Genomic DNA, 12,548 nt, shown 5'->3' on the forward strand with positions numbered 1-12,548 from the left:
CGTGGTGGAGGGGTGAAGCCGAATCTCGTGGAAGAGGGGCGATATCGGGTTGCGTTCGGGCGGGCGAAGCCAGGTCTCGTGGCGGGTTTTGACGGAAATCCGCGTTTCGCCCCGCCGCGTGTCCCAAGGCGAGCGTTGCCGACCAGGGGATATGCGAAGCTCTTGCCGCATGGGCGATCAAAACGCCGGGGCCAATGATGGTTTTCCGTCAGAACCCGCCACAAGACCCGGCATTTTCTGGCGCGAAGGGGCGCGGGGCGGGAGAGCGCTGCGGGGTTCGGCGAAAAAGGGAGGGGCGGGAGCTCGAGACTCGTGTGTTGCTAGTTGGGTGCGAGGTGTTGCGGATGCTTTCATTGAAGGGGTGCCGGGGGATGCTTTTGCTCTACGAGGTCGATGAGCTCTTGTTTTGAATGAACGCTCAATTTCGCATAGATATTCTTGGTGTGCCCGCGCACTGTGTTGGGAGAGAGGTACAGCTCCTTGCCGATGTAGGTTGCGGATCGACCGCGTGCAAGGTACGACAGTATCTCCCTCTCGCGATTGGTGAGTCCTTGGCGTTCTGCGATTTGCTCGAAGTCGAGGTTGGGCGCGTTGTCGAAGGGGGTGTCGGTTCGAGGGGCGTTCTTGAGGGATCGTGCGCTTTCGATCAAATCGTTTTCTTTGGCGAAGCGCGTCGTGGGCAAAAGGGCGAACGAGAGGATCCAGATGGCCAAAGCGGCCACAAGGACGGCGGCAAGAGGTAGATCAAAATGTCCTTTTGTTCCTAGAAGAGATCCCAATTGCATTCCCAGAAGAACGGAAAGCCGAATGAGCACGATGGCGATGCCCATGAACGTATAAGGATTGAGTCGAGCTCGTGCTCCCTCATTCACAATCAGGCACATGACAGCGCACGATACGAATTTATGTCCCATGACGAGGGCGACGCTCAGAAACGGCAAATATTCTTGTCCGAGAAACGGCCACAGGATCAGCAAACCCGTGAATACGGGAAACAAGATTCGATACACGATGCTCACGTGCGGCAATCTGGGGGCGAAATGCACGACAAGGCAGAATACCACTTGGGCTATCAGCATGCCGAGATTGGAGGTGGAGGCCGATCCCTCGAAATCGATTCCCCCCACCAGCATGAAGCCCGAAACCGCATTCATGGCGCATCCGAGGACGAGGAGGCACACTAAGCCATCGCTGATCGAAGCGAGCGAACGTGCGTAATCGGGGACGGAGGCCGGTGGGGCGGCAGATGTTGAGGGATCGTCGCTGTTGGAGAGGCTTCCGAGGGCGTCTGCGGGCTTTTGACGATTCAGCATGCGAAATAGCAGCATGCTTACGATGGCAAGGCATGTGATTGCCGCAAGGTTGACCTCTGCGCAAGACCGTGAAAGCGCCAGAGGGAAGATGGTCCCCACGAGCATTCCGAGGGCAATGGCTTTTGGACTGACCGTCGATTCCATGTCGGCAAATGTTCCCATCCAGGCAAGGATGAGGGGAACCGACCCTACGGCGTACATCAGGCAGATGAGAGCAAGCCTGGGTATTGGCTGCATGGTGTCGAGAAGCCCCGAGAAGGAGAGCAGGTTCGTTGCAATGAAGCAAAGGGTAGGGGCAACAATGGGCATGCGGGGATGCTGCATCTGCTTTCGGTACGCGGCAATTGCAATGGCAAAGTTCAACCCGATGATGAAAAACGAACTTACAATGTTGAAGTCAATGTCCGACAGCAACATAAACGATTCCGATCCTGATGACATAGCTGTGGTGTATGCCATGATCTGAGCCGATTTGAAGAACCCAAATCCTGCTGCTGCGGCGAGCATCTCATGAGACCCTACGCGGCCCTCGGGACGTTTTCCTCGCATTCGTGAACTCATACCGCTCCCTCCTTGGCGCACAGTATACAAGGTGAAACGGTGACGGAAAGGGTGGTTGCGCACCAAGGCGGAGCAAATGCGAGCGATATCGAGAAAACACCCCAAAATGGGTTGGTGGATGGGGCGAATCAATGCAAAACGGGAGAAGGCGGGCGCGGCGCCGCATGTCATGCTTTTCGAGCGCACCGCGTGCAGATTCGGGCCCAATGAGGCGATTGCTTGCGGGCGCGCTCAAAGAAGGCGAAAGTCAAGGAGGTAGACAGTATGGTCAAGGCTATGACGCGTCGCATGTTTGTCGGAGCCGCGACAGGCGTTGGTTTGCTTGCGCTCGGGGGGCTTGCGGGCTGCGCACCTCAGGAAAGTGCCGAGACGGGTTCCTCTGCGCAGGGAACATGGGATGAAGAGGTTGATCTGCTGATCGCGGGTTGCGGTGGAGCTGGCATGGCGTGCGCCATCGAGGCGAAAGACAGCGGCGTTGAGAATGTCCTCATTGTGGAAAAGATGCCGCAGACGGGCGGCACCACGACGCTTTCCCAAGGCATGATCGCCGGATATGACACCAAGCTCCAAAAGGAGCAGGGCGTGTCGCTGACGTACGATGAGATGTACGCAAATCTGATGAATAACGCTTCGTACCATTTGGACCCCCTGTTGACGAAGATCACGGTGGAATCGTGCGGCCAGACGATCGATTGGCTGGCTGATCGTGTGAAGGTTCCTTTTACGGACAAGCTTGTGACCACGTACGGACCGCTGCCCATGATGCACGTGGTAGAGGATGGCGGCATGGGATTCAGCAAAGCCTTTACAGCTGTTCTTGAAGAATTGGGTGTAGAAGTGCGCATCAACACGCGACTCATGCGCATCGTGACGAACGCCGATGGGAGCGTAGCCGGTGTCGAAGTGGACGAGGACGGCAAAACGGTGCGCATAGGTGCGCGGGCCGTTATGGTGGCGACTGGCGGATACGCGCACAATCCTGAATTGGCCGCACGTCTTGACCCTGAGAAAGCGGGAACGTTCGGCATTGGCAACATCGCATGCGAGGGCGACGGTCTGATCGCCGCGTCGAACGTTGGTGCGGGGTTATCTCACACCAATGATATGATGTGCGTGCTGAAAGACTATACGATCATGAGCGAGCATGATGGCACGTCTGCTTCTGCCAACGTCAACGGATTCACCAACCTCGAGAACATGATCTTGGTAGGAGCCGGAGGAAGGCGGTTCTGCAACGAAGGAGGCAAGGGGTATATGAGCCAAGCGCTCAATGAACCCGTTTTCGACCAAATGCACCGTGACGGCAAAGGGTACGTTTGGATGATCTCGGATCAGGCGACCGTTGACGCGACCGAGGGAAAAACCCATCGTGGCGAGGACCTTTCGTATCTTACGGGTTCTGATGTCGTTGAATTCGCGCGAGCGCTTGAGGTGGATGCCGATGCGCTCGGGACTACCATCGACGAATACAACGCTGCGGTTGATGCCGGTGTGGACAGAGAGTTCGGTCGGTTCCCCACTGCCAAGCTCGTTGCGCCCTTCGTTGCGCTTCCTGTGGTGCCATGCGAGATCATCACGTACGGAGGGCTGATGCGAAACGAGAACGCCGAAGTCATTCGTGCCGATGGGACGGCTATTCCCGGCTTGTACACCGGAGGAGAAGCCAGCTGCAACTCCGCCTACATGGGATTCACCTTGTCGAATTGCTTTACGTGGGGGCGCAGAGCCGGTGCGAGTGCTGCTCGATATCTGGGAGTCGCAGGGTCGGAAGCCGTAGAATAAGGCTCGTCTGATACTGGCGGCTTTCGAGGCGCAGCAGCGAAGATCGTCCACGATTGGAGGAGGGGGTCATGAGACCCCCTCCTACTTCGTTTGCTAAGCTCCATGGTGTGGGCGAAGCCGGGTCTCGCGATAGGGGGGGATGAAGCCGGGCCTTGTAGCAGAGGGGCGAGACCGAGTTTGTGCTCGGGGGCGGGCGAATCCGGGTCTCGTGGCGGGTTTTGATGGAAATCCGCGTTTCGTCCCGCCGCGTGTCCCAAGGCGGGCGTTGCCGACCAGGGGATATGCGAAGCTCTTGCCGCATGGGCGATCAAAACGCCGGGGCCAATGACGGTTTTCCGCCAAAACCTGCCAAAAAGCCGGGGGGGGGGGGTGGCAGTGCGGCTTACTGGCGGTAGCGACGGCGTTGGCGTCAGATGCAGGAGCGCTGCCGCAGACGGCGAGCGTGTCGGCGCACGATAGCATCCATGTCGTACTCTTCGCCGATGTTGGTGACGTCGAAGGTGCTCGTGCAGTCGAGGAGCCATTCGTGCGTTTCGTACAATCGCGAAGCCAAGACGATGGCCTCGAGGTCGGTCAGCGCCGAGGTCGAGCGGTAGCCGGAACCTTGCCGATGCTCGAACCCATGCTCCGAGAGAAAAGCGCCGATCTGCCGATAGGCTTTGCGGCGACCGGGTTCGCCGAACGCTTTGCGCAGCTCGTTTGTGCGCAGGTCGAAGTTGACGGCCTTGTGGTGCCTTATCGAGCGCGCTGGACGGATCATGTCAGGCGGTCTTTCTGCGATTGCGAAGGAAGAACTCCTTCGCGTCCTCGACGCATGCGTCCTCCGGGTAATCGTCGCTGTTGTACCAGAGCCACGTGTCCACGTTGTCGAGGAACCAGTCGTAATCGCTGAGAATGAGCGCAGAACTCATGAATGCGACGAAGCCGTCTTCGTAGTCGTTGGGATAGTAGAAGCCGTTCTCTCCCTTCACCAATTTTCCTTCGTCCACAAGGATCTCGTCGATGAGGGCTTGCATTTTGTCGAGGTCGTGCATTCCCTCGCGGAGCACCTTCTCTTCGTCGAGCACGATCTGCATCTTCTTCATGGCTGCCTCCCTTGCGTTGCTCGCCTCCAGTATACGGCGGGTCGTCCAGCGGAACAATCCACGGAAGTTCTCCGAATGTTCGCACGGAACCGATGCGGTTCCGACGCGGACCCAGCGCGTTTCCAGCGAGTCGCCAACACTCCTCCGGCGCAATCCTCGCGCGGCCCCAACGCGGCTCTGACATCGATCCGCCAAAATCCCTACGCGCGCCCAGTGAGGATGTCGAAAAGCCCGCCCGTGCGGCAGCGTTCGATCGGCATCCAGCGGACGACTGCGCCGATCCGTTCAACATCGCCGAGGCCATCGCGTCGGCCAACCTTGCTGCGCGTGCTCTGTGACGGCTCCTCCTTCCCTCCTTCCCTTCCTTTCGCAGCGCTGCCTTCCTCGAAGGCGGCGCTGCGGTACAATAGGGATGGAACGCGGCGGCGCAAGGCTGCCGGCCAACGAAAGGAGCGGACATGGCACAGCGGTACACGCGTATTTTTGCAGCGCTCGACGGAGCGTCGACGCAGGAGGCGGTGGCTGAACGCGCGGTGGCGCTGGCGGCCGACGATCACGCGGAGCTTGTGTTCGGGCATGTCATCGATTCGGTTCCCTACGAAGCATCCGGCGTCGATTTCGAGGCGCTGTGCGCGGAGGGCAAGAAGCGCATCGAGGCCGATCTTGCCGACATCCTGGCCGAAGCGCGTGCCAACGCCGACATCCCGTCGGTGGAGCTGATCGTGCGGGCGGGCCGTATCACCGACACGCTCGGACACCAACTCATTGAGCCAGCGCAGCCCGACCTCGTCATCTGCGGCGAGCGCGGCCTGTCAAACATCAAGTACGCCTTCGTGGGCAGCGTGTCCACGTTCCTCATCCGTTCCATGCGCTGCGACGTGCTCGTGGTGAAACAAGATTGACGCGCCTGCTTTCGTACGTGCAGTGCCCGATTGTTCGCGAGTCGTTTCCTGCGGCCTTGCAGATCGAAGCGCGCAGGATCCGATTTGGGTGTTCGGCATCGTCGGATAGCGTGGGAAGATGCGAGGAGGCTTGAGCCCTGTGGGGGAGTTCGGCATCGGCCGCATGGCCGAATTGAACTGCGTGTCTGAGAAAGCGTTGCGGCTCTATCATCAGAAGGGGCTGCTCAATCCCGTTCGCATCGACGAGGCCACGGGGTATCGCTACTACTCCTACGAGCAGTGCTCGACGGTGGACATGATCCAGCAGCTGCAGAGCGTCGGCGCGTCGCTCGACGATATCAAACGCCTTCTTGATGGGCGGGATCCTTCCAAACTCGCCGAGATGTTGGAGGTCCGGCTGGCCTCCATCGACGCCGAGTTGCGGCAGTTGGGCATGGCGCGTCAGAACGCGTTGCAGCTGCTCGAAAGCTATCGGGTGTTCCAAGATCGTCCTTTGTGCAACCAGGTGATACTTGAGCATATTGCAGAGCGGAAGCTTGTGACGTTCGGCATATTCAATCCTCGCTCGCTAAGGCTTGTCGATGACACCGAGTCCTTCCTGCAAGAATGGGAGATCAACTTGCGGCTCACGAAGCGCCACATGCGCGATGCCGGCATGCCCCTGTCTCTGTTTCATCGGGTGGGCTGCCGGATAGCGCGGGCCGATCTGGTTCGACGGGACTTTCGCCTGGATGCGTCGTTCGTGTTTTTGGACGACGAGACTGCCGGGATGGTCGAAGGGGTGGAAACGCTTCCCGCAGGCACGTTCCTCACCTTGTACAAGGCTCGCTACACCGATGAGAATGGGCTCAACGCCGAGATGGTCGGGCTGAGCGAAATGCTCGATTTCGCGGAAGAGCGAGGGTTTGAGGTCGCAGGCGACTACTACGGAGAGATAGTGGCCGAAACGCCGGCCTTTCTATACGAGGGGCGCGAGATGCTGTTCAAATTGCAGATACCGGTCGTGCTGGCTCACTGAGCCCGCCCTCCCCCTCCTGCGAAGGCGAGAGGGGGGGGGCGGGCTCGAAGGTCGGCTCACTGCGATTCGACGGTGACGCAGGCAGGTTGTGGAGTGACCCTCCCGTCGAGGCAGACGGCTCGCACCAGCAAGCGGTATCTGCCCTTCTCGGGCGGTGTGAAGGCAAACGACCAGTTCACATTGCAGTCGGGATCGGTATGCGGCGTGGCGAACGAAGTCCAGGTGCGCCCGTTGTCGCATGAGAACTGCAGGGCGGCGATGGCTGCGCCGAAGTCCTGGGCGTATCCCTCGATCGTCACCGGCTGGCCGGCAGTGCCGCGCACCGTCCCTATCATCGCTCGCTGCTTCCGCTGAGAACCCCCACGTTGGGCAGATTCGCTGATTCTTGCGCGCCGGGCGCCGAGGGCGGGTGCTCTTCGTGCGTGATTTCAATGGACACGATGTCGCGCGCGAACGAGCGTGCGGACGTGGATCCGAGCCACAGTTGGTTGCCGCACCCCACGGCAGACGAGGCGTCCTCTCCGTTGATCGCGGTGACGATGATGCTGTAGCGTTGCGTGACGTAGCTCAGCGGCAAAGACACGCGGAATCCGTCGCGCGACGTGAAGGTGATGGTGTTGGCGTCTTCGTGTGGCTCGGCCTCGTCGAGGAGCGCTGCGAGTCTGAAGCCCGAAACAGCGGCGTTGGCGCTTGCCCGACCGTCGGCTGGGTTGCCGCCGCATGTGCATCCCATGGTTTTCGCGATGGGCGCTTTCTCCTCGAAGTCCTCGACGGAGGCAGCGAACTCGTGCTCCACGTCGCCTCGGACGGCGATGACGGAGATAGCCGAGGTGTCGCGTTCGGCCCGATTCGCGCCGTCCGCGGCAATGCCGACGGCTGGGTCGGCACAGAGAAACGCCGAAGGGCGGTAGAGGATCTTTGAGAGCTCAGCATTGCTTGCCAGAGCGTCCTGATTCCACTCGAACGATCCCTGCACGTTGCTGATGGCGCGTTCGTTTGAAGCGCGCGCGGCGTCTTGCATCGCGACGCCGACCGGTAAGCTCGCCTCCGGTGCTTCGAGAAGGGCGGCGCTTGCCGGATTGGCTGCGGCGTTGGCGAACGGTCCGGCAGCTGCGATCAGCGAACCGCCGGCCGCAAGGGCGATCAGGCTCTTTCTTGTGCTCATGGTGCGGCCTCCTTTAGTGCGACTTTGCATTGAACAGCACTTCGATCGGCTCTTCGGTGACACGCCCGTCTTCGGTGACTGAGCGAATGGAAAGCACATAGGCCGAATCGGTTTCCGGGGTGTAAGAGAAATGCCAGATGACCCACTGATCTTTCGTGGCGTCGGGCGTGTCGAAACGTGTCCAGGTCGCCCCTCCGTCCATCGAGAATTCCATCGCTATGATGTTCTCGTCCCACGCAGTGGCGTAGCCGGTGAATTCAAACGGCGCTCCCGTCTCCACGATCTGGCCTTCTTCAAAATCGAACAGGCCGACGTTGGGTTTGTTCTGATACCCGTTTTCGTCGGTGAAGGGCCAGCCGGTGGGCGTGTAGGTGTTGCCGTCGCCGGATTCTTTCGGCCAGCCGTTCCACTCGTGGAGCGATGCGGCCTCTTCCTGCGTGTTCACGACGATGTCCGACACCTCTTTGACGCTTGCGGGCGCTCCCGATCCGGGAACAATGAGCTGCATGGGGTAGCCGTGCTTCCACGACAACTTCTCTCCATCGATCTCGTAGGCGAGGTAAGCTTCCGTGAAGTTGGACATCTGCACGGATTCGGTGAAGCCGTCGGGCGCCATGGTGGTGAACGCGCCTGCATCGGGGCTGATGCCGGCCTCTTCGAACAACGCGCTCAGGGGGATGGCCGTGTACAGGCAGTTTCCGAGCAGCGGGCCGCCTGTGGGGTTCAGTGTGCAGTGCAGCGTGAAGGGGACTTCGACGCTTTCGAACGTCTCGATGAGCTGGGGCAGGGTGTAGGTGATCTCGTGATCGACCGCTCCGCTGATCGTGATGGTCCAGTTGTCGAACATCTCCTGATCGAGCGGCTTGTCGTCGGTCGTGTTCTCGGTGCGCAGGTAGTCGAGGTCGAAATAGTTCCATCCGAAGTCGAAAAGGTCTGACGCTGGTATGAGCTTGTCCTGGTCGTAAGAGAATTCTCCCGTCGCGTTGGCGATGGGCGTGATGCCGCGCAGCTGGTCGTGCTTGGCTTCATCCCACAACTGCATGCCGTCTCCGCTGCCGGTGCCCACGTGGCAGTTCCAGCATTCGGCCTTTTCCGAGGTGTTGTGAATGCCGTGGATGAGCGATCCGAACGATTCTTGATTCGTAAGGTAGCCGTAGCCGTAGGTGTGGCAGTCCTTGCACATTTGCACGGTCGTTTGAATTCCGAAGGGGTTGCGCAAATCGACATGAGGGTACGTCATGGCGGCGAGCGTTTCTGCCAAGTCGTCGTGGCAGGCGTTGCATCCTTTCTCGTCCGCTTTCAGATAATAGGTGTTGTAGGGCACGTTGTTCTCGGGCAGATGATAGGTGTACGAGCTGTCCAAGGCGGTCGTGACCTCTCCTTCGGTGGGCGTGCGTTGGACGAGCGTTCCGTCTTCGCGCTCTTTGACGATGGGGTTGTACGGGTCGGACTCGATGATGCTGACGGTTGACGCCGCCGCCGATAGTCCGGTCGTCGTTTCTCCTTCGTCGGTCTGACCGGGAGATGCTTGCTGCGGCGCGCAGCTCACGCAGACGGTGAGCAGGGTCACTCCCGCAATCGATCCCAGTGCGATGCGCGACTTGGCAAAGCCCATGGTTCCTCCTATCTTCGTTTTTGGTCCCGTCCTGACGACCCGGCGACTTTGCCGCTGCACGGCGTCCCCGTGCCGGTTCGTCTTTGCGAGCGTACTGCTTGACCCAAGGTGAGACTCAAGACTTCTCGTCCCGGAGACGGAGGTTTGTTTTTCGCGATGCGGGGCATTCGGGAGAGGAAACGCCCCTCTTTTTCGGCCGAATCCCGTCGAAGTCGAAGGCTGATGTCCTCAAATGGGTATAAAGATCTGTCCCAGGGGAAGACTTTTTGGAGGGGGAGGGAGCTTTGCGCAAAACGTGCTGCGGGTCGACTCGCTTCGACGGGGCGAGATGAATGCGAAACTCGTTCCGGTTTCTCGCCACTCCCATGAAAGGGCTCGTTTCGCCGTCTGCTTTCTAGGATGCATGGCGTGCTGTCGTCTCCGTTGCTTTTCGGGTTGTCTTCCGCGGGTGACCCTTCCTCTCTTCGAGTTGCGTTTCGCCCCGAAACCTCTGCCGCTTCGGCCCGTTTGTGCTACCCTGATGCAACGACACAACCGCTGGCGACGAGGAGTGATGCTGCATGGTGAACGAGAGGATGCACGGGCTGGGGGCCGAGCCGAGCGCGATTCGCGAGCTGTTCGCGTACGGGATGGCGCGCAAGGCCGAGATCGGCGACGAGAACGTGTTCGACTTCAGCATCGGCAACCCGAGCGTGCCCGCGCCCGACGCGGTGAAGGACGCCGCGCTCGCGCTGCTCGAGCAGCCGGCGGTGTCGCTGCACGGCTACTCGCCAGCGAGCGGCGTTCCCGAGGTGCGCGCGACCATCGCCGACAGCATCTGCCGCCGCTTCGGCATCGAGGCGTCGCCCGAGAACATCTACATGACCGTGGGCGCGGCGGCATCCATCGCCATCAGCGTGTCGGCGGTGACCGAGCCGGGCGACGAGGTCATCGTCATCAGCCCGTACTTCCCCGAGTACAAGGTGTGGATCGAGACGGCGGGCTGCACCTGCGTCGAGGTGCCCGCGCACGTGCCCGACTTCCAGCCAGACATCGACGCCTTGGCCGCGGCCATCGGGCCGAAGACGAGCGCCGTCATCATCAACACGCCCAACAACCCGGTGGGAGCGGTATACTCGCGCGCGAGCCTGGAGGCGTTGGCCGACCTGCTGAGCACGAAGGAGGCCGAGCTTGGACGCGAGCTGTACCTGATCAGCGACGAGCCGTACCGCGAGATCGTGTACGACGGCATCGAGGTGCCCTACGTGCCGAACGTGTACGCGCGCACGCTCGTGTGCTACTCGTATTCCAAGTCGCTCTCGCTGCCGGGCGAGCGCATCGGGTACATCTACGTATCCGACCGCATGGACAATGCCGCGCAGGTGGTGGCCGCCGTGGCCGGCGCGGGCCGCGCGCTCGGCTACATCTGCGCGCCGGTGCTGTTCCAGCGCGTGATCGCCGCGTGCGTGGACGAGCCGAGCGACGTGGCGTCCTATGCGGCGAATCGCGCGTTGCTCACCGAGGGCTTGGCGGCGCTCGGCTACGAGTTCGTGGAGCCGCAGGGCGCGTTCTACCTGTGGGTGCGCGCGCTCGAGGATGACGCGCAGACGTTCAGCGACCGCGCAAAGGCGCACGAGCTCTTGCTGGTCCCATCCGACAGCTTCGGCGTGGGCGGCTGGGTGCGCGTAAGCTACTGCATCGCGCGCGACACCATCGAGCGCTCGATGCCCGCGTTCAAAGCGCTCATGGAGGAGTACCGCGGGTAGTCGGGGCCCTTACAGATACGAGAGCGGAAGCGCCCACACCCCTCCGGGGAGGGGAAGCGGCGCTTTCGTTTGGCAGACAACCGCGCCGGGTTGGCGCTCGTATCCCTTGAACGTTTCGAGAAGGGGGAATGCCTTCGCATCGGCAGGGCGCGCCACCTCGGCTTTCTTTATCTCGACGGGGTACAGCCGCATGCCCTGCTCGATGACGAGGTCTATCTCGTGACCTCCGGAATCGCGGTAATAGTACAGCGTCGGCATGATGCCGCTTGCGTTGAGGAAGCTCTTCGCCACCTCTGCAATAACGTAGCCCTCGAAGAAGGCTCCGGCTTGCTGGCTGTTCTCAATCTCGCGAGGTGACGCGTATCCGCACAGGCGTGCGGCGAGCCCGGAGTTGAGAAAGTAGAGTTTAGGGGTCTTGACGAGCCGTTTCGTTGCGCTCGCGGTGAACGGCTTCAGAAGGTGCACGATGTTCGATGCCTCGAGGACGGAAAGCCACCGATCAATGGTTTGGAAGCTGGCGTCCGTCTTGTTGGCAAGGTCGGATTTGTTGAGCATTTGTCCATGAGACTGTGCGAGGATGCCCATGAAGCGATTGAACTTCGCCAGGTCGCCTACGTGGGCCAAATCGCGCACATCGCGTCTCACGTACGTTTCGATGTACGAATCGTAGTAGCGCGTGATGCTCATGGAATGATCGACGGCGAGCTCGGGGAGATCTCCGCGAAAGATGTCCTCCCAAACATCGGATTCCCCGCTTGCAATCGGGTTACGCCGCTCAACGTAGTCGCCCGTGGGCACAAAGGGCTCCTTGAATGGGTCGCGACGCAGCTCTCTTGAGGAAAGGCCGAGCATTTCCACGATGCCGGCCCGTCCGGCAAGGGATTCGTCGACCCCTTGCATCATTTGGAAACGCTGCGATCCCGTCAGGAAAAGGCGGCCTTTCGTGCGGGGCTGGGCATCTGCCTCCAACTTCACGTAGCGGAACAGACTGGGAGCGTATTGCACTTCGTCGATGATCGCCGGCTTGCTCAACGAACGCAAGAAACGCTCCGGCTCCTGTTCTGCCGAATCGAGCGCGTCAAGCCGGTCGAGGGTCGTGTACGAAGCGTCGGGAAGAAGCTCGCGGAGGAGCGTGGTCTTGCCCACTTGGCGGGGACCCGTCACCAGGGTGACGGGGAAGGTGCGAGCAGTCTCTTCGACCACGTTCGATAGGTGTCGAGGAATATAGTTCAATGCTCGCTCCCTTCGTCGTGCAATTTCACAAGTTGACTTTATGATTTGCATGAAGTGTAGATGCGAATTTGCATAAAGTCAAACACGCGAACTGTTAGCTGGCGGTTTGCTGCCGGGTGGAATGTTGGA

11 protein-coding genes are annotated in these 12,548 nt (G+C 60.4%); 4 read left to right on the forward strand and 7 right to left on the reverse strand.

Translation table 11 applies throughout. The annotated features are described in order from the left end of the window. Window positions 1–350 precede the first annotated feature (350 nt). Window positions 351–1,874 (reverse strand): response regulator transcription factor, encoded by a 1,524-nt coding sequence (locus C2L80_RS04880; protein ID WP_157941014.1) that lies wholly within the window; start codon window positions 1,872–1,874, stop codon window positions 351–353. Between the two features lie 264 nt (window positions 1,875–2,138). Here C2L80_RS04880 and C2L80_RS04885 point away from each other — a divergent pair, with 264 nt between their 5' ends. Further along, window positions 2,139–3,656 (forward strand): FAD-dependent oxidoreductase, encoded by a 1,518-nt coding sequence (locus tag C2L80_RS04885; protein WP_092196881.1) that lies wholly within the window; start codon window positions 2,139–2,141, stop codon window positions 3,654–3,656. A 409-nt stretch (window positions 3,657–4,065) separates the two neighbouring features. On the opposite strand, the gene C2L80_RS04890 is transcribed toward C2L80_RS04885, so the two are convergent. Continuing rightward, window positions 4,066–4,416, reverse strand: a complete 351-nt coding sequence (locus tag C2L80_RS04890; RefSeq protein ID WP_092198179.1) for a hypothetical protein — start codon at window positions 4,414–4,416, stop codon at window positions 4,066–4,068. A 1-nt stretch (window position 4,417) separates the two neighbouring features. Continuing rightward, window positions 4,418–4,741 (reverse strand): hypothetical protein, encoded by a 324-nt coding sequence (locus C2L80_RS04895; protein WP_092198182.1) that lies wholly within the window; start codon window positions 4,739–4,741, stop codon window positions 4,418–4,420. A 458-nt stretch (window positions 4,742–5,199) separates the two neighbouring features. On the opposite strand from C2L80_RS04895, the gene C2L80_RS04900 reads away from it, so the two are divergent. Both C2L80_RS04900 and C2L80_RS04905 read left to right on the forward strand, forming a co-directional pair. Continuing rightward, entirely contained in the window at window positions 5,200–5,643 is a 444-nt protein-coding gene (locus C2L80_RS04900) for a universal stress protein (RefSeq protein ID WP_092198186.1), read from the forward strand. Window positions 5,644–5,782: 139 nt separating this feature from the next. Beyond that, entirely contained in the window at window positions 5,783–6,661 is an 879-nt protein-coding gene (locus C2L80_RS04905; protein ID WP_239938722.1) for a MerR family transcriptional regulator, read from the forward strand. Window positions 6,662–6,717: 56 nt separating this feature from the next. On the opposite strand, the gene C2L80_RS04910 is transcribed toward C2L80_RS04905, so the two are convergent. From C2L80_RS04910 to C2L80_RS04920, 3 genes are read right to left on the reverse strand one after another with little or no spacing between them, the layout of a single operon-like run. Beyond that, window positions 6,718–6,996 carry a molybdopterin-binding protein gene (locus C2L80_RS04910; protein ID WP_092198192.1) on the reverse strand — a complete coding sequence of 93 codons (279 nt, stop codon included), beginning with the start codon at window positions 6,994–6,996 and terminating at the stop codon, window positions 6,718–6,720. Beyond that, entirely contained in the window at window positions 6,993–7,826 is an 834-nt protein-coding gene (locus C2L80_RS04915; protein WP_092198195.1) for a molybdopterin-dependent oxidoreductase, read from the reverse strand. Before C2L80_RS04915 ends, C2L80_RS04910 begins: the two co-directional genes overlap by 4 nt. A 13-nt stretch (window positions 7,827–7,839) precedes the next feature. Continuing rightward, window positions 7,840–9,441 carry a molybdopterin-dependent oxidoreductase gene (locus C2L80_RS04920; protein ID WP_092198198.1) on the reverse strand — a complete coding sequence of 534 codons (1,602 nt, stop codon included), beginning with the start codon at window positions 9,439–9,441 and terminating at the stop codon, window positions 7,840–7,842. Window positions 9,442–10,001: 560 nt separating this feature from the next. On the opposite strand from C2L80_RS04920, the gene C2L80_RS04925 reads away from it, so the two are divergent. Then, a complete protein-coding gene (locus C2L80_RS04925; RefSeq protein ID WP_087195896.1) occupies window positions 10,002–11,186 on the forward strand; it encodes a pyridoxal phosphate-dependent aminotransferase in 1,185 nt (394 codons plus the stop codon). 9 nt (window positions 11,187–11,195) lie between these two features. On the opposite strand, the gene C2L80_RS04930 is transcribed toward C2L80_RS04925, so the two are convergent. Continuing rightward, window positions 11,196–12,419, reverse strand: coding sequence for an ATP-binding protein (locus C2L80_RS04930; RefSeq protein WP_169998989.1), 1,224 nt, complete (start codon window positions 12,417–12,419; stop codon window positions 11,196–11,198). Between the last annotated feature and the right edge of the window lie 129 nt (window positions 12,420–12,548).

The sequence above is a fragment of the Rubneribacter badeniensis genome (assembly GCF_002899695.1).
Lineage (GTDB): Bacteria > Actinomycetota > Coriobacteriia > Coriobacteriales > Eggerthellaceae > Rubneribacter > Rubneribacter badeniensis.